Here is a 26,820-nt window from a genome sequence, read left to right on the forward strand (position 1 = left end):
CCCACCCCTTCCGTGGCCTTGTCGAAGGCAGCAAGGACGATGGCAACAACTGGAACTTTGACGTGCCGCTGCTGCGCGGCGACCATGTCACCGATGACGCGGGCACAGGGTTTGTCCATACCGCCCCCAGCCATGGCGATGACGACTATCAGATCGGGCTGAAACATGGCCTGCCCATGACCTATAACGTTCTGGAAGATGGCAGCTACCGCCCCACTTTACCGCTGTTCGGGGGCGAAGTCATCATCAAGCCCGATGGCAAGGAAGGCGGCGCGAATGTGGCCGTGATCAAGCAGCTTGCCTATGCGGGCGCGCTGTTCGCCAAGGGCAAGCTGCGCCATTCCTACCCGCATAGCTGGCGGTCGAAAGCGCCGCTGATCTATCGCAACACCGCGCAATGGTTCGCGGCCATCGACAAGCCGCTTGATGACGGGATGAACAGCCATGGCGACACCATCCGCGCCCGCGCGCTGGAATCCATCGACCGGCTGGTGCAATGGACGCCGCAAACCGGCCGCAACCGCCTGTATTCCATGATTGAAGCGCGGCCCGACTGGGTGCTGTCGCGTCAACGCGCATGGGGCGTGCCGCTGACCTGTTTTGTCAAAACCGGCGCGAAACCGGATGATGCGGATTTCCTGCTGCGCGATGCCACTGTCAACGCCCGTATCAAGGCCGCGTTTGAAGAACATGGCGCGGATATCTGGTATACCGACGGGTTCAAGGCGCGCATGCTGGACGGGTTGCACGACCCTGACGCCTATACACAAGTGTTCGATGTGCTGGATGTGTGGTTCGATTCCGGATCCACCCATGCGTTTGTTCTGCGCGACCGCGAGGATGGCGCGGCGGACGGGATTGCGGACCTGTATCTGGAAGGGACCGACCAGCACCGCGGCTGGTTCCATTCCTCCATGCTGCAAGCCTGCGCCACCAAGGGGCGCGCGCCCTATCACGGGGTGCTGACGCACGGGTTCACACTGGATGAGAAGGGCATGAAAATGTCCAAATCGCTGGGCAATACCGTGGCCCCGCAAGAAGTGATCGACGAATATGGCGCGGATATCCTGCGCCTGTGGGTCGCGCAAAGCGACTACACCGCCGATCTGCGCATCGGCCGCGAAATCCTGAAGGGCGTGGCCGACAGTTACCGCCGGTTGCGCAACACCATGCGCTTCATGCTGGGCAATCTGGACGGGTTCGATGATGCAGAGCGCGTGAACCCCGCAGATATGCCGGAACTGGAGCAATGGGTTCTGCACCGGTTGGCCGAACTGGATATCGAGGTGCGCAAGGGCTATGCCGCCTATGATTTTCAGGGCGTGTTCCAGAAGCTGTTTACCTTTGCGACCACGGACCTGTCGGCGTTCTACTTCGATATCCGCAAGGATACGCTGTATTGCGACGCGCCTGACAGCCCCCGCCGCCGTGCTGCGCGCAGCGTGCTGGATATCCTGTTCCACCGCCTGACCACATGGCTGGCCCCTGTGCTGGTGTTCACCATGGAAGATGTGTGGTTGTCGCGATTCCCCGCAGATGATGCATCGGTGCATTTGCAGGATTTCCCCGACACGCCCGCAGACTGGCGCAATGAACCGCTGGCGCAGAAATGGGCGGGCATTCGCGCCGCGCGTCGCGCAGTCACGGCGGCACTGGAAATCCAGCGCCGTGACAAGGTGATCGGCGCGTCACTGGAAGCGGCCCCTGTGGTGCATGTGCGCGATGAGGCGGTCATGGCGGCGCTGAAATCGGTGGATTTTGCCGATATCTGCATCACGTCAAATCTGTCACTGACGCCGGACCCCATTCCGGCCGAGGCATTCCGCATGCCCGAGGTTGAAGGGGTCGGTGTGGTGTTCGAGCGCGCGGACGGGCAGAAATGCCAGCGCTGCTGGAAGATCAGCCCTGACGTGGGCAGCCACAAACACCCCGGCACCTGTGCACGGTGTAACACCGCACTGGGCTGAAATGCACATGTGAGACTGCGCCCGCCCCTTGAAGTCAGACACATTCGCATACATGATTGTGTCTGGCATCAAGGAAAGGGATCACATGAAACTGCGTATCGTCACGGGCCTGCTGATGGGAACTATGATGTCCGTCATCATGTCGGGCTTCATCACCTTCGTGAATACCGGCCTTGACGCCGGTTTTGCGGCGCGGTGGTTCTATGCATGGGCGGTGGCATGGGTTATTGCCGTGCCGCTGGCGGTGCTGGTGGGGCCGGTTGCGCGCAAATGGGCCGAAACGCTGGTCAGGGCGTGACTTGACCGCGCGCCGCCCTATCTGCGACCCCGAAGGCAACACGGGACGCAGGCCATGAAACGGGCATTGGTTATCGGGGCATCGGGGGGGATTGGCGGCGCGCTGGTCCATGCGTTGCAGGCGCAGGGCTGGCGCGTCACTGCCCTGTCGCGCAGCCGCGACGGGCTGGACATCACGGATGAGGGGGCGGTGGCCCGCCATCTGGGCGCAGTGTCCGGCAGTTTCCAGCGCATTGTCATCGCAACCGGCGCGCTGGAAATAGACGGCCATCGCCCAGAAAAGGCGCTGAAACAGCTGGACCCTGCTGCCATGGCCGCGCAATTTGCCCTGAACGCAATCGGGCCTGCATTGGTGATGAAACACGCGCTGGCCCTGCTGCCGCGCGACGAACCTGCGGTCATGGCCGCGCTGTCGGCGCGTGTGGGGTCCATCGGGGACAATCGCGCGGGCGGCTGGCACAGTTACCGCGCCGCCAAATCCGCGCTGAACCAGATTATTCGCGGCGCCGCGATCGAATTGGCGCGCACCCATCCGCAGGCGGCCTGCGTGGCGCTGCATCCGGGCACTGTTGCCACGCCGTTCACGGAAAAATACCTTGGCCGTCATCCCGCTGTTGCCCCCGATCACGCCGCACAGCGTTTGCTTGACGTCATGGACAGCCTGACGCCCGCCGATACAGGCCAGTTCTTCGATTATGCACGAAAGCCAGTGCCATGGTGAAACTGGTTCTGGTGCTGGGCGACCAGTTATCCGACACGCTTTCGGCCTTGCAACAGGCCGACAAGACGCGCGATGTGGTGGTCATGGCCGAAGTGGGCACCGAGGCGGGCTATGTCCCCCATCACCCCAAGAAAATCGCCTTCATCTTCGCCGCGATGCGCAAATTCGCGCAGGCGTTGCGCAAGGAGGGTTGGACCGTCACCTATACGCGGCTGGATGACGGGGAAAACGCAGGGTCCACTCCGGCGGAACTGCTGCGCCGCGCGCAGGAGTTTGGTGCGGATCAGGTGCTGGCCACGCAGCCCGGTGAATGGCGGCTGATACAGGCGTTGCAGGACATGCCGCTGCATGTGACCCTGCTGCCCGATACCCGTTTTCTGTGCAGCAATGACGAATTTTCCAAATGGGCGCAGGGGCGCAAAGCGCTGCGCATGGAATATTTCTACCGCGAGATGCGCCGCAAGACGGGGCTGTTGATGGATGGTGACCAGCCGGAGGGGGGCAAGTGGAATTTCGACCATGACAACCGCAAACCTGCCAAGGGCGATGATCTGTTTCGCCAGTCCCCGCCCGCAGCACCGTCCGACCCGATTGTGGAGGAGGTGCTGGATCTGGTGGAAGCGCGCTTTGCGGATAATTTCGGGCAGTTGCGCCCGTTCACATTTCACACCGACAGGGCAGGGGCCTTGCGCGTGCTGGATCATTTCATCACCCATGCCTTGCCGGATTTCGGCACCTATCAGGATGCGATGCTGTCGGATGACCCGTATCTGTATCATGCCGTGATCGGGCTGTATCTGAATGCAGGGCTTTTGCACCCGCTGGAGGTGTGCCAGCGCGCCGAAGCGGCCTATAAGTGCGGCCATGCGCCGCTGAATTCGGTCGAAGGGTTCATTCGCCAGATCATCGGCTGGCGGGAATTTATCCGCGGTATCTATTTTCTTGAAGGGCCGGACTATACGCAGCGCAACGCGCTGGATCACACCCGCGATCTGCCCGCGCTGTATTGGGGCGGGGCCACGCGCATGAACTGCCTGTCCCATGCCGTGGGCCAGACGCGTGATCTGGCCTATGCGCATCATATCCAGCGGCTGATGGTGACGGGCAATTTTGCACTGCTGGCAGGTGTGGACCCCGCGCAGGTGCATGAATGGTATCTGGCCGTCTATGCCGATGCCTATGAATGGGTCGAGGCCCCCAATACCCTTGGCATGTCGCAATTTGCCGACGGGGGCGTGGTCGGGTCAAAACCCTATGTCAGTTCGGGCGCCTATATCGACAGAATGTCGGATTACTGCAGATCCTGCCATTACAAGGTCAAGGACAAGACCGGCGCGCTGGCCTGTCCGTTCAACCTGCTGTACTGGCATTTTCTGGACCGCCACCGCGACCGCTTTGCCAGGAACCCGCGTATGGCACAGATGTACCGCACATGGGACCGCATGGATGACGCGCATTGCCAGCAGGTGCTTGCCGATGCAGGCGCGTTTCTAAGCCGCATGAAGGAGGGGCAGATCATCTGATCTTGGCCCTTGCCGTAGGGCAGCCGCTCGCCTATCCCTAGTCCCATGAATGAACCACGCTATACCGAGTTGCTGAAATCGCTTCCCGCCACTGTCCCCTTTGTCGGGCCAGAGGCGCATATCCGCGCCGCAGGCCGCCCCTTTGCGGCGCGGCTGGGGGCCAATGAAAGCGGCTTTGGCCCGTCCCCGCACGCCGTGGCCGCAATGCAGGCCACCGCCGCCGATGTCTGGATGTATGGCGACAGCGAATGCCATGACCTGCGCCACGCGCTGGCCGCGTATCACGGTGTCGGGGCTGAAAACATTATCATTGGCGAAGGGATCGACGGGTTGTTGGGCCTGTTGGTGCGCATCATGGTGGACAAGGGCGATCCGGTTGTCACCTCGGACGGGGCCTATCCGACCTTCAACTACCATGTGGCGGGGTTCGGGGGCGTGCTGCACAAGGTGCCTTACCGCGATGACCATCAAGACCCCGCTGCCCTGCTGACCCGCGCCGAAGAGGTTGGCGCGAAACTTCTGTATTTCTGCAATCCCGACAACCCGATGGGCAGCTGGCATTCCGCGCGCATTGTCCAGCGCATGATTGACGCTGTGCCCGATGGCACGCTGATGGTGCTTGATGAGGCCTATGTTGACGCAGCCCCCGACGGAACCGCGCCCGCGCTGGACGCCGGTGACATGCGCGTTATCCGTATGCGCACCTTCTCCAAGCTGTATGGGCTGGCCGGTCTGCGGGTGGGCTATGCGATTGGCGCGGCCCCGCTGATCGCCATGTTCGACCGGATTCGCAACCATTTCGGCATGGGGCGCATTGCGCAGGCGGGGGCCCTGGCGGCGTTGCACGATCAGGACTGGCTGGCGCAGGTGCGCACACAGCTTGGCGTGGCGCGCGCGCGTCTGGGCCAGATCGCCGCCGATAACGGGTTGCATGCACTGCCATCGGCCACGAATTTCGTCACCATGGATTGCGGGCGCGACGGTGATTATGCGCGCGCGGTGTTGCGCGAATTGATGGCGCGCGATGTGTTTGTGCGTATGCCCTTCGTCGCACCCATGGACCGTTGCATCCGCGTCAGTGCCGCGCCAGAAGCCGATTTGCAGGTTTTTGCCCGCACCCTGCCGCTGGCGCTGAAGGCGTGCGGCTGAGGGATCATAACGACCAAAGCGCGCTGTCATCCATATCGCCGCGCCAGATAGCCACCAGTCCGGTGCCATAAGGCAAATCGGGCTGGGTTGCGGGCAGGGGCTGGGTGGCGTCGGCGGGGGCGTTGGCAAAATCCTCGGCCAGAAAAATCGTATCGGGTTGCGCGCGCAGGCCCATCGATATTCGAAGCGCGTCCAGCGCATCGCGAATCGTAATCCGGCCATCCCCGTTCACATCGGCCGCCACAAGATCGCCCATGCGCAGCGGGCTATCATTGGCAAATGCCGGTTCCAACCCGATGGCCATGCGCAAGATATCGGTCGCATCTGCCGCCGTGACCGGCCCCGCGTGTGGTGGCGGGGTGTGGTCGACTGCCAGCAGGGCGGGGGCTGCGGGCGGGGGCAGGGTGAAGCTGCCCTGCGCATCGGTTTCCAGTTCATGCAGTTGCGCGCCTGTGTCGGCGTCGCGCACCAGCAGGCGCAGGCCGCCAAGACCGTCCCCGCTGCGGTTTGTGATTGCAAAGGCGGGCGGCGGGTCCGGCGGCTGGCCGCCGCCATCCGACACGCCCGACATATGGTCCAGACTGGCCATCCTGTCGGGGGTCGCAAAACGCCCGCCGGGAAATATGTCCCATAACGTCAGCGGCTGTCCATCATGGGCAGTGATCTGCACCTGCGCATCGCGATAGGACAGCGTTGCCCCGTTAGCGGTTTGCATGAATTGCAACTGCGCAGGGTCGCGCAGCATGGGCCATGCCGACAGGTCCAGCCGGTCGGTGCCGCGCGCGAAATCGGTGATCTGCGCAAGGGTCTGGTGTGGGTGCATCACGAATGTATCGGCACCAGACCCGCCAGTCATGACCGTGACACCCAGGCCTGCCACCAGAATATCATGCCCCGCCCCACCTTGCAGGTGGTCGCCGGACCTTGCGGCAATCAGGATATCGTCCTGCGGCGTTCCCGACACTGTTTCAGCCTGCGCGCCGGACCCTGCCACCACGGCGCCCAACTGGGACAATGGCAGGTTGAAACTGGTGATCCCCGCATCCTTGGAACTGCCTGCAAGGATCAGCAACTGGTCGCCAATAACCACCGATTGCAGCGCCGAAATGCTGTCCAGCCCTGTAAGGGGTGTATCCTCCAGTGATTGCATCCAGACCAGCCTGCCGTCGGGCAGCAGGGTGAACAGGGTGATCCCGAAATCGCTGCCACCGGCCACAACCAGAACCCGATCACCCGCTTGCGCAACAGTGACCGCCTGAACATTGGCGAAACGGGTGTTTCCGGTGTCCATCACATGATCGGTGACCATAAGCCCGCCATCGGGGCCAAGCTGCAAGACTGTCAGGGAATGGGTGCCCGATGCAGATACCACGGCCCAAGTCTGGCCATAGGCGGAAAACACCTCCATGGCGGTGGGGGCATGAATCCACAGCCCGTCCTCTGGCCCGAATTCCACCGCGGGCACCAACCCGCCCCACGATGTGGACGTATAGCTGTAGACCACAGGCTCGTAGCGCCCCAATGCAAGAACACCCCCCTGATGCACCGCATAGCTCAGGGTGCCGGTCTGCCAGCCTGCCGCACCTGTGGCCGGCACGACCTGCCCGTCGCCCAATTCGGCCAGCGCAGTCTGCGCCACGGGATCCGTGAACATGGCCTCCAGCGCGTCAACCTCGGTCCAGCGGCGGTTGCCGAAACTGCCGTCCTCAAAAATACGGTAGCCGATCATATGGGTCGTGCTCAGGACGACACCGGCCTGCAAAAACCCGTCCAGCTGGTTGATGACAACCGCAGGCGCGGCCGTGCGGTTGATTCCTGAATGGAACAGGACCGAATCCTGAAGGCTTAGGCCGTCCGCACCCAGCGCATAGCTGACCAGCCCGCCAAAAGCGCGCGAATTGGTAATGGCAAAGACACCCTGCGATGTCTGCACGATCTCGATGGCATCAATGCCGATATCAAGCGCGGCTTGACCCGTCGCATTGCGCCCTTGCACCCGAAGCCACATGGACCACCCGTTATATTCACCCGCATCCAGTCTGCACGGGATGCGCGCGCCGACAGGGGTTCAAACGGGGCGGAAAAGTGGCTTTTGCGTTTGATTTTCGCCAATTCTTAACAAGGACAGGCGGCAAAGCGGCATTCAGCTTTTGTTCAGCCTGTTGCGATAGGGTCCGTGCATGCGGGTAACTGGCCACAATAGCATGACGGGGGATTGGGTGCGCGTGACCCATGCGCGCCATGGGGCATGGCATTGGCGCAACCCGCAGGGGTTTGCCTTCGCGCATGCCTTTCGTCAGGTTCCGGTGACGCTGGATGAAATCCATCCATGCGCGGCCAATATGCCCCTGATATTTGGCGAGGATGGCATGCCCGTGGCCGTGTTGCGATTGTCAGCGAACGCAATCTCGGCCTTTGTCGCACCGAACGGGGCGTGGCGTGGCAGCTATGTGCCGGAATTGCTGCGGGTGTATCCCTTCGCGCTTGGGGGGCCAGTGCAAGATGGGGAAACGGCCCCCTTGCTGGTGGATGAGGGTAGCGGATTGCTGGCCCCGCACGCAGCGGGGCAGGGCGGGCCGGTCTTTGCGCCCGATGGCAGGCCAAGCGCGGCTGTCGCCCGCCTGCGCGGGGTGCTGGACGCCCGCGTGACCGCAGAAGCGCGGACGCGCCGCGCCGCGTGCGATCTGCAAGACGCAGGCGTGTTGCATGCGTTTGCGGCAGGCACGCCGCTTGCAGGGGGCTGGGGGGTGGATCAGGGCGCATTGGCGCGGCTGGGCCGGACGCAGCTTGCGCGCATGCATCGCAGCGGCGCGCTGGATCTGGCCTATGCGCATCGTATCTCCTTGCATCATACAGGGGTTCTGATGCGCGCCGAAGCGGCAGCCATGCATGCGGCCACAGTGCCCGATTGCGGCGGCACCGGCGTACAGGCGTTCATGGCGGCGGTTTCACAGGATATGGCGCGGCGCGATCGGGCGTGACGGGCGGGCGCGGGCGCGGGCGCGTCAATACCATGTCCCCGTGGCCAGAAGTGCGACATCCACGCCATTTGCGCGCGCGCCTGTGGCGGTCCATGCATCGAACTGGCAGGCGGAACCTGTGGTCGAACCGACAGTCGCAGCATGAAAGCCCGCCCCTTGTGCTGTTGCGCCGACATGGTCCAGCACAGCGAAACTTGCGGGAAAGTCCCAGTTTGTGGGCGCGCTGTCGCTTTGGGTGCTGCGCAAGGCCCAGACGCGCAGAATGCCGTTTTCCAGCCGTTCAAACCGCCCTTGCGCCGTGCTGCCGGTTTCAGCGGCACGCGACAGAACCCACTGCCCGCCCTGATGACGGGCCTGCGTGTCGGTATCCGTGCGGATATACCCCGCAGGCAGGGCCGCGCCTGTCACGGTGACGCAGGGCAGCGTGCTGCCTGAATCCAGCGTCAATGTGGCGGCGGCTGTATTGCTGGCCGCGGCGCGAAACCGCACTTCCAGCCCGTCGGGCAGGGGCGCGGGAAAATCTGCGCCGCTGGTCAGGGTCAGGGCATTGGCACTGCCCCCCGCCGCCACGCGCAGCATTGGCGAGGCCGCAAGCAACCCCGCACTGTCGCCCACTTTCAGCAGCCGCCCCACAGTGCTGTCTTGCGCGGATTGTGTCGCAGCCGCGCCACTGGCCAGACCACTGCCCGCATCAATCCGCAGCGCGTCCAGCCATGTGGCACCATCGGCGCTGGTCTTGATGGTGAAATCATCATGGCCCGCCAACCCCATTTCGGCCCGCCCCGAGAAGGCGGACTGGAACAACAGGCTTGCCGTCTGCGCAACGCCGGCCTTGTTGATCTTCATCTGGTGGTCGCTGCCGTCATGGGTGAACAGGCTTGCATCGCCTGACACCGCCAGCCGGTTGGTGGCATCGGCACTGGTCTGAATGCCCAGCCGGTCGATAATGTCCGGCAATATGTCCGGCACGCGCCAGTCCGCGCCGTCAAAAAACAGCAGCCGGTCTTCGTCCAGCACCATGGCCAGCCAGCCCGTGCGCGGGGTCAGAAAATCCCATGCATCATTGTCGCGCAGGGCAATCCGGCCCGCCTGTCCCACCCAATCGCCCCCCGCAGCGGCAGGCACCAGATAGCAACTGCCATTCTGCGCAATCAGCGGGGGCGCATTCAGCGTGCGGCTGGCAAGCGACAATTGCACGACCACATCCAGCACGCGCAGGGCCTCGTTATGGGTGACATGCTTTTGCGCCTGCGCAGGCTGGATATAGGGCATGGCCAGTCTGGCCGAGGTTTCGGGAAGTGTTGGCATCTGCACAGACCTTTTTGACATGAATGTGGCCTGACCATAGCGCGGACAGCTTAACACCCGCCGAGCACTGCGTGCGGCGCCTTCTTGGATTGCAAATGTTTCACAGGTTCAATAAGCATGTTCACGTTTTGCACAAGAATCGGGCGCTGCGCATGAAAATTGGCCTTTTCTTTCTGGTGATCGGCTATTTGCTCAGCCAGTTCTACCGGTCCTTTCTGGCCGTGCTGGCAGGCATGTTGCAAAGCGATATCGGCGTGAATGCGGATGATCTGGCACTGTCTTCGGGGCTGTGGTTTCTGGCCTTCGCGCTGATGCAGCTGCCGGTCGGCTGGGCGCTGGACAGTTTCGGGCCGCGCCGCAGCACGGCGTTGATTCTGGGGATCGGCGGCACAGGCGGCGCGCTGGTCTTCGGGCTGGCGCAAAACGCGATGCATGTGCATGTTGCGATGGTGCTGCTGGGGGTGGGCTGTGCGCCTGTGCTGATGGCGTCCTATTACATTTTTGCGCGCATGTATCCGCCTGCAATCTTTGCCACACTGGCGGGGGCCGTGATCGGGTTTGGCAGTCTTGGCAATATTCTGGGCGCATTGCCGCTGGCCTGGGCCGCCGAGGCGTTCGGCTGGCGCGAAACCCTGCTGGCACTGGCGGCTGGCACGGCGCTGATCTCGGGCGTGTTGTGGCGGGTTATCCAGGACCCGCCTGCGGCCATGGCGCCCGAAGGCGCGAAGGGCAGTTTGCTGGATTTGCTGAAGATCCCCGCGCTTTGGGTGATCCTGCCACTGCTAGCGGTGAATTATGCGCCTGCGGCGGGATTGCGCGGGTTATGGGCAGGGCCGTATTTCACCGATGTTTACGGCGCAAGCGCCACACAGGTGGGACAGATCACGCTTCTGATGGCCTGCGCGATGATTGTGGGCAATTTCGCCTATGGGCCGCTGGACAGGCTGCTGGGCACGCGCAAATGGGTTATTCTGGCGGGCAATACGCTGGGCGGGCTGTGTCTGCTGGTCTTGTGGCTGGTGCCGGTGCCGGGGTTCTGGACCAGTGCGCTGATGCTGGCGGCAATCGGCCTGTTTGGCGCGTCATTCCCGTTGATGATGGCGCATGGGCGCAGTTTCTTTCCGCCGCATCTGATGGGGCGGGGCGTGACGTTGCTGAACCTGTTTTCCATTGGCGGGGTGGGGGTGCTGCAAATGCTGAGCGGGCGGATGCATTCGGCAGCGTCCCCTGTCCCCCCCGAGGCGGCCTATCAGGCGGTGTTTTTGTTCTTCGCGCTGTTCCTGCTGGCGGGCTGTGCGATTTTTGCCTTCGCCAAGGACCGCACGGATTGAGGTTTCTGCCCATAGGGTGGTTGCCTTGAGCGTGGCTTGGGGGGCGGCTGCCCCCCAAACCCCCTGCCTTAGGGGGGCACGCCCCCCTTAAGAAACCCCGGTGGATATTTGGGCCAGAATGAAAGGCGCAGTGTTGGGGATCAGCCCCAGTCGCGGCAGACATATTTGATTTCGGTAAACGCCTCCATTCCCCAGCGGGCGCCTTCGCGACCCAGACCGGATTGTTTCATGCCGCCGAAGGGAATCGGTGCGCCGGTGACCTTGGTGCGGTTGACCGCGACCATGCCGAATTGCAGCGCGCGCGTCATGCGGTAGATGCGGCGCGGGTCAAGCGTGTGGACATAGGCCACAAGCCCGAATTCGGTGGCATTGGCGCGGGTGATGGCGCAGGATTCCGTGTCAAAAGGGGCCACAGCCGCAACAGGGCCAAAGGTTTCTTCATGCATGATGCTGGCATCTGTGGGGACATCGACCAGAAGGGTGGGTTTGTAGTATAGCGGCCCTTGGGCATCGCGCGCGCCGCCCGCAAGGCAGCGTGCGCCGCGCGCCATCGCATCTGCGACATGGGATTCCTGTTTGGCGACCGCGCGTTCATGCATCAGGGGGCCGAGGTCGCAATCCTCCATGCCCGGGCCAAGTGTCAGTTTGCCGATGGCGGCGGCGAAGCGGGTGCAGAACTCGTCATAAACGGGGCGCTGCACCAGAAAGCGGTTGGCGCCCAGACAATCCTGTCCGGTGGTGGCGAATTTGGCCTTGACCGCTTCGGCCACGGCGCGGTCCAGATCGGCATCGGCGAAGACGATGAAGGGCGCATGTCCGCCCAGTTCCAGCACCAGCCGTTTGATGGTGTCGGCGGATTGACGATAGAGAAGCCGCCCCACTTCGGTGGAGCCGGTGAAGGACAGTGCGCGCACGCGGGTGTCCTGCGTCCATGTGCCCACGATTTCGGGCGCATCGCCCGGCACCACATTCAGCACGCCCGCAGGAATGCCCGCGCGTTCGGCGAGAACGGCCAGTGCCAGTGCGGATAGTGGCGTTTCCGCAGACGGATGCACCACGCAGGTGCAGCCCGCAGCCAGTGCGGCTGCGGCCTTGCGCGTGACCATGGCGCAGGGGAAATTCCACGGTGTGACAAGGGCTGCAACGCCAACCGGTTCGCGCCAGAGTTCGACTTCCGCGTCGGGCAGGTGCGAGGTGACGCCGCGAATGTCGGGGCGCTTGGCTTCTTCGGCGTAAAATTCCACGAAGCCCGCGCCATACTCGATTTCGCCGCGTGCCTCGGACAGGGGTTTTCCCTGCTCGGCGACCATGATCAGGGCCAGATCCTCGCGGTTGTCGTTGATCAGGTCGAACCAGCGGCGCAGGGCGGCGCTGCGCGTCTGGGGCAGGGCGGTGGACCAGTCCACAAAGGCCGCATGCGCGGCATCGACGGCGGCATGCGCATCGGGGGCGCGCATGCGCGCCACATGCGCGCAGGTCAGGCCGGTTGCGGGGTTGGTGACGGCAAATTCTGCTGCCGCGCCGCGCCATCCGGCGATATAGGCGTCGGTACGCAGCAAGGAGGGATCGGCCAGTTGTGACGACAGCGTGGGGGATTGTGGCGCGTCGGGGGTGCGTTTGGGGCGCGTCATGTTTGGTCCTTTGGTCAGATGAGGTGATGGCCCAGCGTAACGCGGCGCTGCCAGACGAATCGTTGCCGCTATCCGGCGCGCGGCAGGGGAATGTTCTGAATTCGGGCTGTTTCTGCGATGATCCGTCTGGTGGTTTGGGTGATCTGCGGGCGGGCGAATGGCCTGAAGCTGCCTTTCGCACTTGGATAAAGCCCGCGCCATCGGTGGGCCGGGGGCTGCCGATCCGACACTCAAGGAATGCACTTTATGCCGGCTGCATACGCCTGACTTAAAAGGCTTGGCCTGCCATCAGGGCAATCGGCAGGCCGCGGGACGGCCCGCCGATGGTGCGGCGGCCTGCGGCCTTGATTCCGCACCTTGGGGCAATACCCAATGGCCGCAACAGGCCAATTCAATCCGCCTTGCGGTGGCTGCCAATCCGCAAAACGCTACAGCAGAATATGCAAGGGCAACGGGGCGTCCTTGACGTTTTTGGTGACGATATAAGTGAAATACCGTTTCACACCTGCGCGCCGTTCCAGCAACCCGTCCATCAGCACCTGATAGGCGGCAATATCGGGGGTGGTCACTTTCAGCAGGTAATCAAACCCCCCGCCGAGTGACCAGCAATCGGTGATTTCATCCAATGTGGATACCGCGCGTTCAAAACGCTGGAAATCTTCGGATTTATGGCTGTCCAGTTCGATGGTCACGAAAATGACGACATGCGGTGCGATTCGGCCTAGCGCGATTTCGGCTCGGTAGCCACGGATAAGCCCCGCCTCTTGCAGGCGCTTCAGGCGTTCCCAGCACGGTGTCGGCGACAAGTTGACACGCCGCGCCAGTTCGGCCTTCGTGATCCGCCCTTCGCGTGAAAGGATGGACAAAATGGCGATATCACGGTCATCAAGGGCAGGGCTGCGCATGGCGCCATCATCGAGAGGGGGGGCGCCTTGTCAAGAGCGCGCAAGCAATGGCCGCAGGGTAGGCCCTGCTTGAGAACCGGCCGCGCGGCTGCCCATATTTTCAGCGTATTTTCGGGATCATCCGGCGCTATCGGTGCCGAAACTGAAAATTTCTGACCGATTTGCGTTGCGAAATTTGGCGCAAAATGTGAAACAACGCGCGCTGAAGCGGTTCGGACAGCGATGCGCCGGCCTGACCGCGATAGCTTTTTTGAATTCGAGTGCCAATCAGGAGTCGACCGAGCAGATGGCAGAGCCTTCCGACCCGAACGCGCCCTGGGTGACCCCGGCGGGCATGATCACAGTGGCATTGACTGCCGCACTTTTCCTGTTTTTCCTTCAGTATTTGCCTGTCGTGCCACGCGATGGCGCGGTGCAATGGGTGTGGGACTGGATCCCCAGCCTGCAAGTGCGCCTGTCCTTCTGGCTGGACGGGCTAAGCCTGATGTTTGCACTGCTGATCACGGGGATCGGCACGCTGGTGATGCTGTATGCCGCCCGTTATCTTGCAGGGCATCCGCAATATAACCGTTTCGCCCTGTATTTGTTCAGCTTCATGCTGTCGATGCTGGGTCTGGTGCTGGCCGACAACCTGATCGCATTGTTTGTGTTCTGGGAGTTGACGACCTTCACCTCCTATCTGTTGATCGGGTTTTCGCATACCGACCCCAAGTCGCGGCGCAATGCGTTGCAGGCGCTGCTGCTGACGGCGGCGGGGGGGCTGGCGCTGCTGGCGGGGTTCATCCTGATCGGGATCACGCAAGGCACGTTCGAGTTGTCGCAGTTGAACGCGGCGGGCAGCATGGCCGAACACCCCATCTACTTGGGTATTCTGGTTCTGGTCCTGCTGGGCGCGTTCACCAAATCGGCGCAGGTGCCGTTTCATTTCTGGTTGCCCAATGCCATGGCCGCGCCCACGCCGGTTTCGGCCTATCTGCATTCGGCCACGATGGTGAAGGCGGGTGTCTACCTGCTGGCGCGGATGCATCCCAGCCTGTCGGGCAGTGATGTCTGGGTCTATACGCTGACCATTTTCGGGGCGGTGACGGCGGTGTTTGCGTCCTTCATGGCGCTGCGCCAGACCGACCTGAAACAGACGCTGGCCTATACCACGCTGATGGCCCTTGGCACGCTGGTCATGTTTTTGGCCGGATCGTCGGGCTATGCGATTACGGCAGCGATGACATTCCTGCTGGTGCATTCGCTGTACAAGGCGGGGCTGTTTCTGGTTATCGGGATTATCGACCATGAAACCGGCACGCGGGACGCCAATGTTCTGGGCGGGCTGGCGCGGGCCATGCCGGTCACTGCCGTTGCGGCCGGGTTGTCGGGGCTGGCTATGGCGGGCATTCCGCCGTTTCTGGGCTTCATCGCCAAGGAAGTCGCCTATGCCGGTGCGCTGACCATGGCGATAAGCTGGTTTGTGGTGGTGATGGGCATGGCCGCATTCGCGTTGATGTTCGCAGTCGCGCTGATTGTGGCATGGAAGCCGTTTTTCGGCCCGCAAGGGGATTTGCCGCGCACCCCACATGAGGGGCCTTGGGCCATGGTTCTGGGGCCTGTTACGCTGGCGGTCATTGGCCTGCTGGCGGGTTTGTTGCCCGGTGTCACGGCGTATTATCTGGTGGAACCTGCGGTGGCTGCGGTTATGGGCGCGCCGGATGTGGGCGGGCGGCTGAAACTGTGGGCGGGGTTCAACCTGCCGCTGTTGCTGAGTGTGCTGACATTCGCGCTGGGGTTTGTGCTGTATAAGGTGCATGCCCGCCTGCGTGCCATGCTGGCCGATATGGAAGCGCGCGCTATTGATATGGACGCAAGCTGGGATGTGCTGCTGGACCGGTTCATGGCTGTTGCCAAGGGCCAGACCCGCCTTATCCAGACAGGTGTGTTGCGGCATTACATGTTCGTGACCTTCGCAGTCTTCGCGCTGACCGTTCTGGCGACCCTGATCCTGCGGCCTGCTGCCGCGCCGGTGCTGGATTTCGCAGGCATCGGTTTCGTGGAATGGGGGATTGCGGCGCTGATTATTGCGGGGACTGTCCTTGTGGTGCTGACATCATCACGGATTGCCGCGCTGGTGGGGCTTGGCGTTGTGGGGATTGGCGTTGCGCTGATCTTTATTGCCTATTCCGCGCCTGATGTGGCGATCACGCAAATTCTGGTGGAATTGCTGGTCGTGGTTCTGCTGGCGGTCGCCTTGTTGAAAATGCCGCATCTGGACCGCACCGGCACGCAAACGCACCGCCCGTTCGATCTGGGGCTTTCGGTGCTGGTGGGCGGGGTGACAACATGGGTTTTGCTGCGTGTCACAAACCTGCCCTTTGACCGGCGCCTGACGGATTTCTTCGAGGCGTCATCCTGGACCGAGGCATTCGGGCGCAACATCGTCAATGTTATTCTGGTGGATTTCCGCACGCTTGACACCTTCGGCGAGATTGCCGTTGTGATCGTTGCGGCGCTGGGGGCGTTTGCGTTGCTGAAAGGGGGCGCGAAGCGGTCCCAAGACGATACGCCTGCCGCCACAAAGGAGGATCGCGGATGAATTCCATCATCTTCAGCGCCGGCGCGCGTATTCTGGTTGCGCTGCTGTTCATCTTCTCGCTGTTCATGTTGTTGCGCGGCCACCACCTGCCCGGCGGCGGGTTTATTGGCGGGCTGTTGGGGGCGGTGGCCTTCATCGTCTATTCGCTGGCCTGCGGCCCCGCCGAGGCAAAAGCCGCCCTGCGCGCAAGCCCCGAAGGGATTGCCGCCGTGGGCCTTGGAATTGCGTTGGTTGCGGGGTTTGTGGCGTTTTTCTTTGGCCAGCCCTTCTTTACTGGCCAGTGGTACTGGGTGGGCGGCGACAGCTACGAGACGTCGATCTTTTCGCTGAATACGGTTCTGGTGTTCGATATTGGTGTGTATCTGGTGGTTCTGGGGTCCATCCTGTCCATCGCCTATGCTTTCGAGGAGGAGACCTGAACCATGGAAGCACTGACCGCCCTTATCGTCGGCGTGCTGGTCGCGGCATCGGTCTATCTGATGCTGGCACGCAATTTCATGAGGTTCCTGTTCGGGCTGATCCTGTTGTCCAATGCCGCCAATCTGGTGATTTTCGCATCAGGGCGCATGACCAAAGGTGCGCCCGCATTGGTGCCTTACGGGTCGGACACACCGGCGGGTGTGGTGGGCAACGCCCTGCCGCAGGCGCTGGTTCTGACCGCTATTGTTATTGGCTTCGGCCTGCTGGCCTTCACGCTTGCGCTGGCCTTTGAAACCTATCGCCGGTTGCGCACGATGGATACGGACAAAATGCGCATTGCCGAACCAAAAGATGCCGACGAGGACAAGAAATGACAAGCTGGCTTCTGGTCATGCCCATCGCCGTTCCCTTTGCAACGGCGGTTCTGGCCTATCTTATGCGCCGCGCCCCCAGCGGGCGGTGGATTTCGCTGACGGGGTCCGTTCTGTCGCTGGTCGCGTCCATCGCGCTGCTGGTTGCGGTGCTGGATGAAGGCGTGATTGCCGCGCAGATGTCCAACTGGGATGCCCCGTTCGGTATTACGCTGGTGGCCGATTATCTGGGCGTTGTGATGGTCGTCATCACGGCGATTACCGGCCTTGCAACCGCCATTTATGCCTTGGGTGAAATTCCCGAACGGCTGGAGCGGCTGGGTTATCACGCGCTGTTCCAGACCCTGATTGCGGGCGTGACAGGCGCGTTTCTGACGGGCGACCTGTTCAACCTGTATGTCTGGTTCGAGGTGATGCTGATTTCATCCTTCGGGCTGCTGGTTCTGGGTGGCACGCGCGAACAGCTGGATGCTGGTATCAAATATGTGGCGCTGAACCTTGTCTCGACACTGATTTTCCTGTCGGGCATCGGGTTGCTGTATGGTGTGACCGGCACGCTGAACATGGCCGATCTGCGCGACGCTGTGGCCAATGCCGAGGACCAGACGCTGATCACAGTGATTGCGATGATGTTCATGGTCGGCTTCGGGGTGAAGGCGGGCGTGTTCCCGTTGTTCTTCTGGCTGCCTGCTTCCTATCACACGCCATCCTTTGCCGTGTCTGCGGTATTTGCGGGCCTGCTGACCAAAGTGGGCGTCTATGCGATGATGCGCATGTTCACGCTGGTTTTTGTGGGCGATATCGGGTTCACGCATGAAATCCTGATCTGGGTGTCGCTGTTGACGATGTTGACAGGGGTGCTGGGCGCGGCCGCGCAGACCGATTTCCGCAAGATCCTGTCTTTTCACATCATCAGCCAGATCGGTTACATGACGCTGGGACTGGCGCTTTATACGCCGCTGGCGCTGATGGGGGGCGTGTTCTATCTGGTGCACCACATCATCGTGAAAGCGAACCTGTTTCTGGTATCGGGGGTCGCCTATAAGCTGACGGGGTCCACCGACCTGAACCGGATTGGCGGGCTTTACAAATCATCGCCGTTTCTGGCGGCGCTGTTCATTGTTCCCGCATTCTCGCTGGCAGGGTTTCCGCCCTTGTCCGGGTTCTGGGCGAAATACCTGATCGTCAAGGCCTCGATCGAGCTGGAGGCGTGGTTCATTGCCTTTATCGCGCTGTTCGTGGGTCTGTTGACGATTTTCTCGATGACGAAAATCTGGGGCATGGCCTTCTGGAAGCCGCATCCTGACGGGATTGAGCCTGTTCCTGCGCGTGTGCCTGCGCATATCCGCGTGCCCATGATGCTGCCCATCATCGGGCTTGCGACAATGACAGTGCTGATCGGGCTTTTCCCCGAACCCTTCGTGCAATTTGCCGAAACGGCTGCCACGCAGTTGCTGGACCCAAGCGATTATGTCACCACAGTTCTGGGGGCGCAAAGATGAACGGTTTTCTGATAAACCTGCTGCTGGCCTTTGCCTGGGCCGCGATGACGGGGTCATTCGGGTTGGGAACGCTGGCCACGGGGGCGGTGCTGGGCTTCTTTGCCCTGTGGCTGTCCGCGCCGCTGACGGGGATTGACCGGCTGTATTTCCTGCGCAGCTACCGTGTTGTGCGGCTGATGCTGTATTTTTTCTGGGAATTGCTGCTGTCCTCCGTGCGGGTGGCATGGGACGTCATCCGCCCCTTTCCCAAGAACAAGCCTGCCATCATTGAAATGCCGCTAAGCGTGAAATCCGATATCGAGATTTTGCTGGTCACCAATCTGATTTCACTGACGCCGGGCACGCTGAGTGTGGATGTCACTCAAGATCGCAGCACATTGATGGTGCATGCCATGTTTGCGGATGATCCTGACGCATTGGTGGCCGAGTTGAAGAACGGCATGGAACGCATGGTCGCGGAGGTATTTGAGAAATGAGCGCCGCTGAGTTTCTTGATCTGTCAATCCAGATCGGCCTTGGACTGATCCTGCTGGGGCTGGCCGTGGCCTTCATCCGGCTGGCGGTCGGGCCGACACTGGCCGACCGTGTGGTCGCGCTGGATATGATGAATATCACCATAATCGCATTCTGTGCCCTGTATGCCATTTCGATTGAGGACCCCTCGCTGCTGGATGTGGCGATTGTTGTGGCGCTGGTGGGGTTTCTGGCCACTGTGGCACTTGCCCGCTATGCCGAACGCTATTTCGACCGCGAGAAGAAGACACCTGATGCGGAACCCGGCCGGACGAAAGGGGGCAGTGATGATTGATATCCTGAAGGCGCTTCTTATTCTGGGCGGCGGGGCCTTTGTGCTGATTGCGGCAATTGGCATTGTGCGCCTGCCCGATTTGCTGACGCGGATGCATGCCTCGACCAAGGCGGGGACATTGGGCAGTTTGCTGATTCTGGCGGCGCTGGCGATCGAGATCGGCACGGTGGCAGGAACCAGCAAGGTTCTGGCTACCGTGTTCTTCTTGTTGCTGACCGCACCGATTGCGGCGCATATGATCGGCAGGGCCTATGCGCGCACCAGCGTCAAGCGCGACGGTGCGCAGGCGGCGAAGGAATAAGCCTTACACTTACGTCATACATTGCCCGAGGCTGCCGGAACAGACGGGCCGGATAGGCGTAAGGACACAAAAAAACCCGTGCAGCACATGCTGCACGGGTTTAATTTTGATACGCATCATGTCTGATGCGTATCTGTATCCGGCTTAGGCCAGATCGAAGCGGTCTGCATTCATGACCTTGGTCCATGCAGCGACGAAATCATGGACAAACTTTTCCTGATTGTCGTCTTGCGCATAGACTTCCGCATAGGAGCGCAGCACCGAGTTCGACCCGAAGACCAGATCAACACGCGTCGCGGTGAATTTTTCCGCGCCGGTCTTGCGGTCCACAATCGCATACAGATTGCTGCCTTTGGGGTCCCATTTGAACGCCATGTCGGTCAGGTTGACGAAGAAATCATTGGTCAATGCGCCTTCGCGGTCGGTGAATACACCGTGCTTGGTGCCGCCGTGATTGGTGCCGATTACGCGCATACCGCCCAGCAGGCAGGTCATTTCAGGCGCGGTCAGCCCCATCAGTTGCGCACGGTCCAGCAGCATTTCTTCGGGTGTGACAACATAGTCCTTCTTGACCCAGTTGCGGAACCCGTCGGCCAGCGGTTCCAGATACTTGAAGGAGTCTGCGTCCGTCATCTCGTCCGTGGCATCGCCACGACCGGGGGCAAACGGCACTTCAATGTCGAAGCCTGCGGCCTTGGCCGCCTGTTCAACACCGTAATTGCCCGCCAGAACGATCACATCGGCAATGCTTGCGCCGGTGTCTGCCGCAATCGGTTCCAGCGCCGCCAGAACACGTGCCAGACGGTCGGGTTCATTGCCTGCCCAATCTTTCTGCGGGGCCAGACGGATGCGTGCGCCATTTGCGCCCCCGCGCAGGTCCGACCCGCGGAAGGTGCGTGCGCTGTCCCATGCGGTGGCAACCATGTCGCTGATGCTTAGGCCGCTGGCGGCGATCTTCGCCTTGACGGCGGCCACATCATAGCTGGTGTTGCCAGCAGGAACCGGATCTTGCCAGATCAATTCCTCACTCGGGGCTTCCGGACCGATATAGCGTTCTTTTGGCCCCATGTCGCGGTGGGTCAGTTTGAACCATGCGCGCGCAAACGCGTCATCCAGCTGGTCGGGGTTGTTGTAGAAACGCTCTGCAATCTCGCGGTAGACGGGGTCCATCTTGATGCCCATATCCGCGTCCGTCATGATCGGGTTCAGACGGATCGAGGGGTCTTCCACATCGACAGGCTTGTCTTCTTCCTTGATGTCGATTGGTTCCCACTGCCATGCACCGGCAGGCGATTTCTTCAGTTCCCATTCATAGTTCAGCAGCAGGTGCAGATAGCCGTTGTCCCATTTGGTGGGGTGGGTGGTCCATGCACCTTCAATGCCCGATGTCACGGAATCACGACCAACGCCGCGGCCCTTGTGGTTGTTCCAGCCAAGGCCCTGCTCGAATACATCTGCCGCTTCGGGTTCCGGACCCAGATCTTCGGCGCGGCCATTGCCGTGGCATTTGCCGACAGTGTGGCCGCCCACGGTCAGGGCAACGGTCTCTTCGTCATTCATGGCCATACGGGCGAAGGTTTCGCGCACTTGTGCAGCGGTTTTCAGCGGATCGGGCTGGCCGTTCACGCCTTCGGGGTTCACATAGATCAGGCCCATCTGGACAGCGGCCAGCGGGTTTTCCATGGTGGCGGGGTTGGCAACATCGCCGTAGCGTTCATCACTGGGCGCCAGCCATTCGCGTTCCGCACCCCAGTAAATGTCTTTTTCCGGATGCCAGATATCTTCGCGGCCAAAGGCGAAGCCAAAGGTTTTCAGCCCCATGGATTCATAGGCCACAGTGCCCGCCAGAACCATCAGGTCGGCCCAGCTGAGTTTGTTTCCGTATTTCTTCTTGATGGGCCACAGCAGGCGGCGGGCCTTGTCCAGATTGGCATTGTCGGGCCAGCTGTTCAGCGGCGCAAAACGGTGGTTGCCGGTGCCTGCACCGCCGCGACCGTCCTGAATACGGTAGGTGCCTGCCGCGTGCCATGACATGCGGATCATCAGACCACCATAATGGCCCCAATCTGCGGGCCACCAGTCCTGACTGTCGGTCATCAGGGCGAACAGGTCTTTTTTCAGCGCGTCAAAATCCAGCGATTTGACTTCCTCGCGGTAGTTTACGCTGCCAATCGGGTTCGATTTGCTGTCATGCTGGTGCAGGATGTCCAGATTCAACGCTTTGGGCCACCAATCCATGACAGAACTGCCGGTTTCGGTGATCGCGCCGTGCATTACCGGGCATTTGCCGCTTTGGGGGGTGTCGTTTCCATCCATGTCATAACTCCTGAGATTGCTATTTGAATTGGCTGTCTGGAAGGGGGCGTTTGCTTGCGCGGGACACCGTGATTCCCATCCGTCTGATGCGGGTGATAGCATGGCAGTTCCATAAGTAGAACTTGCATTTTCTTATAAGTGCGATCAGATTTCCTGATTTTGATCCGGGGCGCAGTTGCCCCCTGCGAACGGGCGGGCATGTTTGGCCGCAAGGGTGATGCCAAACCGCCCTGTGGTCAATGCGGCTTTTGCGCCCATGGCGCGCAGTAGCCCCGCCATTCCCCATGTGTCAGGGGCGGAAGCGGGACCATTCTGCCCGTGCAATCGCTACTTTTCAGCAGACGGTTTTTCATGTATGGCCCGCATATCTGAGACGTGACGCTTTGACCCCGGCGTGATGCACAGGATCTGGGGTCGGCGGCAATGGGGCCGCTATGCAATCGGGGGGCCGGAGGGCCGGAATTTCCCCCATGAGGATACGCTGAATGTTCAATATCACCAAAAAATCCATCCAGTGGGGTCAGGAAACGCTGACACTGGAAACAGGCAAGGTTGCCCGTCAGGCCGATGGTTCGGTCATTGCCACGCTGGGCGAAACCAGCGTCATGGCAAACGTGACCTTCGCCAAAGCCGCGAAACCCGGTCAGGATTTCTTTCCGCTGACCGTCCATTATGTCGAGAAATATTACGCAGCCGGCAAGGTTCCCGGCGGTTTCCTGAAGCGCGAGGCACGCCCGTCCGACAAGGAAACGCTGACATCGCGCCTGATTGACCGACCCATTCGCCCGCTTTTTGTGGATGGTTTCAAGAATGAGGTTCTGGTCATCTGCACTGTGCTGTCCCATGATCTGGTCAACGAACCCGATGTTGTGGCGATGATCGCGGCCTCTGCGGCGCTGACGATTTCGGGTGTGCCGTTCATGGGGCCGATTGCGGCTGCCCGCGTCGGCTACGCGAATGGCGAATATGTCCTGAACCCCGAATGTCAGGATATGGAAAAGCTGCGCGACAACCCCGAACAGCGCCTTGACCTGATTGTTGCAGGCACCAAAGACGCCGTGATGATGGTCGAATCCGAAGCCTATGAACTGTCCGAGGCGGAAATGCTGGGCGCGGTGAAATTCGCGCATGAAAGCTATCAGCCGGTTCTGGACCTGATCATCGATCTGGCCGAAGACGCCGCAAAAGAACCGTTCGATTTCCAGGCCCCCGATTACGCGGACCTGTATGCAGCGGTCAAGGCAGCGGGCGAGACGCAGATGCGTGCCGCCTTCGCGTTGCGCGACAAGCAGGAACGTGTTGCCGCCATTTCTGCCGCGCGCGATGCCATCAAGGCCGCGCTAAGCGAAGAACAGCTTGAGGATGAGAACCTTGGTTCCGCGCTCAAGAAGCTGGAATCGTCCATCCTGCGCGGGGCCATCATCAATGGCGAACCGCGCGTTGACGGGCGCGATACCAAGACCGTGCGCCAGATCGTGTCTGAAACGGGCCTTCTGCCGCGCACGCACGGGTCTTCGCTGTTCACACGCGGCGAAACACAGGCGCTGTGTGTCACCACATTGGGCACCGGCGATGATGAGCAATTCATCGACGCGCTGACCGGCACCAGCAAATCGAACTTCCTGCTGCATTACAACTTCCCCCCCTATTCGGTGGGCGAGGTTGGTCGTTTCGGCCCTCCGGGGCGTCGTGAAGTGGGGCATGGCAAGCTGGCATGGCGCGCGTTGCAGGCTGTTCTGCCTGCGGCAACCGACTTCCCCTATACCATTCGCATCGTGTCCGAGATTACGGAATCGAACGGCTCCAGTTCGATGGCCACAGTGTGTGGCGGGTCGCTGTCCATGATGGATGCAGGCGTGCCGCTGAAAGCGCCGGTTGCCGGTGTCGCGATGGGTCTGATTCTGGAAGATGACGGTAAATTCGCCGTCCTGACAGATATTCTGGGCGACGAGGACCACCTTGGCGATATGGATTTCAAGGTTGCGGGCACTGATGCGGGCATTACCAGCCTGCAGATGGATATCAAGGTTGCCGGCATCACGTTTGAAATCATGGAACAGGCACTGGCACAGGCCAAAGACGGGCGTATGCATATCCTTGGTGAAATGTCCAAGGCCCTGACCGAAGCAAACAGCTTCAGCCAGTATGCGCCCAAGATTGAAACGATGCAGGTGCCGACCGACAAGATCCGTGAAGTGATCGGGTCCGGCGGCAAGGTCATCCGCGAGATTGTCGAAACATCTGGCGCGAAGGTCGACATCAATGATGACGGCACGATCAAGATCGCGTCCAACGATCAGGCGGCCATCAAGGCGGCGTATGACATGATCTATTCCATCGTGGCAGAACCCGAGGTCGGCAAGATCTATACCGGCAAGGTTGTCAAACTGGTGGATTTCGGCGCCTTCGTGAACTTCTTTGGCAAGCGCGATGGTCTGGTCCATGTCAGCCAGATCGAGAACCGCCGCCTGAACCACCCATCAGATGTGTTGAAGGAAGGTCAGGAAGTGAAAGTCAAGCTGCTGGGCTTTGATGATCGCGGCAAGGTGCGTCTGGCCATGAAAATGGTGGATCAGGCAACCGGCGAGGAGATCGCCGCAGAAAAATCCGAGGAGTAAGGGCGCAGCCTTTCTCGGTCTTGACGTGAAGACGGGGACGCATCGGCCACGCGCCGGTGCGTCCCTTTTTTGTGTCATGCAAGATGCTGCCAGCGCGGTGCGCATTGGGGGGGGCTGAAGGGATGTCGGGAACTTTACAAGGCGCGGAATCAAGGGCGCAGCCCGCCGCGCCATCGGTGGGCCGTCCCGCGGCCTGCCGATTAATTGAGGACAGTTCAAGCCTTGAAAGTCGGAGTATGCCGCCTGCATAAAGTGCATCCCTATAACGTCGGATCGGCAGTCCCCAGCCCACCGACGGCGCGGGCTTTATGGAAACGCAAATGATTGCATTGGGCCAAATAGCTGCCTTGTCTTTGCGTCCAACGCATGGGGGCTGGCCATCGCGCGGCGTTTTCCCAGGGGAAATACAAAAGGCCCCAGAAGCGGTCCGGGGCCTTTTACTTCTGATCTGTGGGGTGGTGCGAACTCGCGGTCCCCATCAGCGTCCCATCAGGGATACGCGTTCAATATCTGCGCGGGTCAGGCCGATATCCTGCAATTCGCGGTCGGTCAGCGCGTTCAGTTCGCGGCGCGTGATACGGGCTTCGTTCCAGTTGCGCAGGCCAGTGAAAAAGGCACTGAAGCTCAGGCTTTGAAAACCACTGAACACGCGATCTGCATGCGGGCGGCTTTGGGCGTAGAAGGACATTGTCATCTCCGGTGGTGTGTTCATAAACTGCCGCATTCTTGTGCGGACAGCCCTGAACTATGCCGTTTTCATGCGCAGAACAACTACGGGAAATCGCAATCCCCCTATGATCTGGGTGCATGACTGGGGGCATTTTCAGGGAATGCGCGTTGAACCCCTTGGCAGATGTTCGCGCTTCGTGCTAATGGGATGAGAAGTCAGGCCCTTAATTTACCGGAGTAGTCCAGCCATGCGCGTAATCGGCATTGACCCAGGCTTGCGCAACCTTGGCTGGGGCGTCATCGATGTGGACGGGGTGCGTTTGCGCCATGTCGCAAACGGCATTTGCCATTCCGACCCGAAGGCCACGCTTGCCGCACGTCTGCTGGACTTGCATACCGGCCTGAGTGACGTGATGGCCCGTTTTGCGCCCGATACTGCTGCGGTCGAACAGACATTCGTGAACAAGGATGCCGTTGCCACATTGAAACTGGGCAGCGCGCGCGGGATTGCGCTGCTGGTGCCCGCGCAGGCGGGGCTGGATGTCGGCGAATATGCCCCCAATGCGGTCAAGAAGGCCGTGGTCGGTGTTGGCAAGGCCGCGAAGGAACAGGTGGACCATATGGTGCGCATGCAACTGCCCGGTGTCACGATCGAGGGGCCGGACGCGGCCGATGCGCTGGCCATTGCGATATGTCATGCGTTTCACTGCCAGTCGGCGCGTCAACTTGCGATTGCAGGGGGACACGCGCGATGATTGGCAAGCTGACAGGCGTGGTGGACATGCGCGGGCCGGATCATGTGCTGCTGGATGTGCGCGGCGTGGGGTATGTCGTCTATGTCTCGGACCGGACATTGGCGGGGTTGCCCGGACGGGGCGAGGTGGCGGCCCTCTATACCGATTTGGTCGTGCGCGAGGATTTGTTGCAACTTTACGGTTTCCCCACATTGCTGGAGAAGGAATGGCACCGCGTGCTGACATCGGTGCAAGGGGTGGGCGCGAAGGCGTCGCTGGCCATATTGGGGGCGCTGGGTCCGGAAGGGGTGGCGCGCGCGATCGCGCTGGGGGACAGCAATGCGCTGCGCAAGGCGCCGGGCGTGGGGCCGAAACTGGCGCTGCGTATCGCCAATGAGTTGAAGGACAAGGCCCCCGCATTGATGAGTGTTGTGGAAACCGCGCAGGCACCCGCCACCGCCGCGCCAGCGGATGAGGACGTTGTGGTTTCCGCCGCAGTGCCCGCCGCCATACCCGCCGCGCCGCGCAGCAGCGCCACCGCTGATGCCATGTCCGCGCTGGCCAATCTGGGCTACGGGCCGTCGGACGCCGCCCGCGCCGTGGCCGAGGCGCAGGCCGCAACCCCCGATGCCGACCCCGCCGCCCTGATCCGCGCAGCGCTGCGCCTGCTGGCCCCGAAAGGCTGAT

23 protein-coding genes are annotated in these 26,820 nt (G+C 61.3%); 17 read left to right on the forward strand and 6 right to left on the reverse strand.

Annotated elements, in window-relative coordinates; genetic code table 11:
- The 5 genes from ACTIE1_RS14145 to ACTIE1_RS14165 form a co-directional block, all read left to right on the forward strand.
- The coding region (locus tag ACTIE1_RS14145) for an isoleucine--tRNA ligase (protein ID WP_439563454.1) at positions 1-1,967 on the forward strand (1,967 nt) is incomplete at its 5' end.
- Positions 1,968-2,052: 85 nt separating this feature from the next.
- A complete protein-coding gene (locus tag ACTIE1_RS14150) occupies positions 2,053-2,265 on the forward strand; it encodes a DUF2798 domain-containing protein (protein ID WP_439560750.1) in 213 nt (70 codons plus the stop codon).
- 54 nt (positions 2,266-2,319) lie between these two features.
- Entirely contained in the window at positions 2,320-2,985 is a 666-nt protein-coding gene (locus ACTIE1_RS14155) for an SDR family NAD(P)-dependent oxidoreductase (protein WP_439560749.1), read from the forward strand.
- The gene (locus tag ACTIE1_RS14160) at positions 2,979-4,508 is read left to right on the forward strand and encodes a cryptochrome/photolyase family protein (RefSeq protein WP_439563455.1); all 1,530 of its coding nucleotides are present in this window, start codon (positions 2,979-2,981) and stop codon (positions 4,506-4,508) included. The genes ACTIE1_RS14155 and ACTIE1_RS14160 overlap by 7 nt, the downstream gene beginning before the upstream one ends.
- 45 nt (positions 4,509-4,553) lie before the next feature.
- Entirely contained in the window at positions 4,554-5,657 is a 1,104-nt protein-coding gene (locus ACTIE1_RS14165; RefSeq protein WP_439560747.1) for a pyridoxal phosphate-dependent aminotransferase, read from the forward strand.
- Between the two features lie 4 nt (positions 5,658-5,661).
- On the opposite strand, the gene ACTIE1_RS14170 is transcribed toward ACTIE1_RS14165, so the two are convergent.
- Positions 5,662-7,665, reverse strand: coding sequence for a M10 family metallopeptidase C-terminal domain-containing protein (locus tag ACTIE1_RS14170; RefSeq protein WP_439560746.1), 2,004 nt, complete (start codon positions 7,663-7,665; stop codon positions 5,662-5,664).
- A 196-nt stretch (positions 7,666-7,861) separates the two neighbouring features.
- Between ACTIE1_RS14170 and ACTIE1_RS14175 the strand changes: the two genes are divergently transcribed.
- Positions 7,862-8,638 carry a SapC family protein gene (locus ACTIE1_RS14175; RefSeq protein WP_439560745.1) on the forward strand — a complete coding sequence of 259 codons (777 nt, stop codon included), beginning with the start codon at positions 7,862-7,864 and terminating at the stop codon, positions 8,636-8,638.
- A gap of 24 nt (positions 8,639-8,662) precedes the next feature.
- On the opposite strand, the gene ACTIE1_RS14180 is transcribed toward ACTIE1_RS14175, so the two are convergent.
- On the reverse strand, positions 8,663-9,946 hold the full coding sequence (locus tag ACTIE1_RS14180; protein ID WP_439560744.1) for a DUF2793 domain-containing protein: 1,284 nt from the start codon (positions 9,944-9,946) through the stop codon (positions 8,663-8,665).
- Positions 9,947-10,098: 152 nt separating this feature from the next.
- Here ACTIE1_RS14180 and ACTIE1_RS14185 point away from each other — a divergent pair, with 152 nt between their 5' ends.
- Positions 10,099-11,277, forward strand: a complete 1,179-nt coding sequence (locus ACTIE1_RS14185; protein WP_439560743.1) for an MFS transporter — start codon at positions 10,099-10,101, stop codon at positions 11,275-11,277.
- A 140-nt stretch (positions 11,278-11,417) separates the two neighbouring features.
- Here ACTIE1_RS14185 and ACTIE1_RS14190 read toward each other — a convergent pair whose 3' ends face one another.
- Positions 11,418-12,908: an NAD-dependent succinate-semialdehyde dehydrogenase gene (locus tag ACTIE1_RS14190; protein ID WP_439560742.1), complete on the reverse strand. Its 1,491-nt coding sequence runs from the start codon at positions 12,906-12,908 to the stop codon at positions 11,418-11,420.
- Positions 12,909-13,336: 428 nt separating this feature from the next.
- On the reverse strand, positions 13,337-13,813 hold the full coding sequence (locus ACTIE1_RS14195; protein ID WP_439560741.1) for an Lrp/AsnC family transcriptional regulator: 477 nt from the start codon (positions 13,811-13,813) through the stop codon (positions 13,337-13,339).
- A gap of 286 nt (positions 13,814-14,099) precedes the next feature.
- On the opposite strand from ACTIE1_RS14195, the gene mbhE reads away from it, so the two are divergent.
- From mbhE to mnhG, 7 genes are read left to right on the forward strand one after another with little or no spacing between them, the layout of a single operon-like run.
- Positions 14,100-16,394 (forward strand): hydrogen gas-evolving membrane-bound hydrogenase subunit E, encoded by a 2,295-nt coding sequence (mbhE, locus tag ACTIE1_RS14200; RefSeq protein WP_439560740.1) that lies wholly within the window; start codon positions 14,100-14,102, stop codon positions 16,392-16,394.
- Entirely contained in the window at positions 16,391-16,813 is a 423-nt protein-coding gene (locus ACTIE1_RS14205) for an MnhB domain-containing protein (RefSeq protein ID WP_439560739.1), read from the forward strand. The genes mbhE and ACTIE1_RS14205 overlap by 4 nt, the downstream gene beginning before the upstream one ends.
- 3 nt (positions 16,814-16,816) lie before the next feature.
- Positions 16,817-17,188 carry a Na+/H+ antiporter subunit C gene (locus tag ACTIE1_RS14210; RefSeq protein WP_439560738.1) on the forward strand — a complete coding sequence of 124 codons (372 nt, stop codon included), beginning with the start codon at positions 16,817-16,819 and terminating at the stop codon, positions 17,186-17,188.
- A complete protein-coding gene (locus ACTIE1_RS14215) occupies positions 17,185-18,687 on the forward strand; it encodes a Na+/H+ antiporter subunit D (RefSeq protein ID WP_439560737.1) in 1,503 nt (500 codons plus the stop codon). The genes ACTIE1_RS14210 and ACTIE1_RS14215 overlap by 4 nt, the downstream gene beginning before the upstream one ends.
- Positions 18,684-19,163, forward strand: coding sequence for a Na+/H+ antiporter subunit E (locus tag ACTIE1_RS14220; RefSeq protein ID WP_439560736.1), 480 nt, complete (start codon positions 18,684-18,686; stop codon positions 19,161-19,163). Before ACTIE1_RS14215 ends, ACTIE1_RS14220 begins: the two co-directional genes overlap by 4 nt.
- Entirely contained in the window at positions 19,160-19,495 is a 336-nt protein-coding gene (locus ACTIE1_RS14225) for a monovalent cation/H+ antiporter complex subunit F (protein ID WP_439560735.1), read from the forward strand. The genes ACTIE1_RS14220 and ACTIE1_RS14225 overlap by 4 nt, the downstream gene beginning before the upstream one ends.
- Positions 19,488-19,796: a monovalent cation/H(+) antiporter subunit G gene (mnhG, locus tag ACTIE1_RS14230; RefSeq protein ID WP_439560734.1), complete on the forward strand. Its 309-nt coding sequence runs from the start codon at positions 19,488-19,490 to the stop codon at positions 19,794-19,796. Before ACTIE1_RS14225 ends, mnhG begins: the two co-directional genes overlap by 8 nt.
- A 144-nt stretch (positions 19,797-19,940) precedes the next feature.
- Here the strand turns inward: mnhG and katG are convergent, their stop codons facing one another.
- The gene (gene katG / locus ACTIE1_RS14235; protein WP_439560733.1) at positions 19,941-22,112 is read right to left on the reverse strand and encodes a catalase/peroxidase HPI; all 2,172 of its coding nucleotides are present in this window, start codon (positions 22,110-22,112) and stop codon (positions 19,941-19,943) included.
- Between the two features lie 485 nt (positions 22,113-22,597).
- Here katG and pnp point away from each other — a divergent pair, with 485 nt between their 5' ends.
- Positions 22,598-24,730 carry a polyribonucleotide nucleotidyltransferase gene (gene pnp / locus ACTIE1_RS14240; protein WP_439560732.1) on the forward strand — a complete coding sequence of 711 codons (2,133 nt, stop codon included), beginning with the start codon at positions 22,598-22,600 and terminating at the stop codon, positions 24,728-24,730.
- A gap of 478 nt (positions 24,731-25,208) precedes the next feature.
- Here the strand turns inward: pnp and ACTIE1_RS14245 are convergent, their stop codons facing one another.
- Positions 25,209-25,442 carry a DUF1127 domain-containing protein gene (locus tag ACTIE1_RS14245; protein ID WP_439560731.1) on the reverse strand — a complete coding sequence of 78 codons (234 nt, stop codon included), beginning with the start codon at positions 25,440-25,442 and terminating at the stop codon, positions 25,209-25,211.
- 205 nt (positions 25,443-25,647) lie between these two features.
- Here ACTIE1_RS14245 and ruvC point away from each other — a divergent pair, with 205 nt between their 5' ends.
- Complete coding sequence (gene ruvC, locus ACTIE1_RS14250; RefSeq protein WP_439560730.1) at positions 25,648-26,154, forward strand: crossover junction endodeoxyribonuclease RuvC; 507 nt, start codon at positions 25,648-25,650, stop codon at positions 26,152-26,154.
- Positions 26,151-26,819 carry a Holliday junction branch migration protein RuvA gene (gene ruvA, locus ACTIE1_RS14255; RefSeq protein ID WP_439560729.1) on the forward strand — a complete coding sequence of 223 codons (669 nt, stop codon included), beginning with the start codon at positions 26,151-26,153 and terminating at the stop codon, positions 26,817-26,819. Before ruvC ends, ruvA begins: the two co-directional genes overlap by 4 nt.
- The last annotated feature ends 1 nt before the right edge of the window (position 26,820 follow it).

This window comes from Roseinatronobacter sp. (assembly GCF_051859525.1).
Classification (GTDB): domain Bacteria; phylum Pseudomonadota; class Alphaproteobacteria; order Rhodobacterales; family Rhodobacteraceae; genus Roseinatronobacter.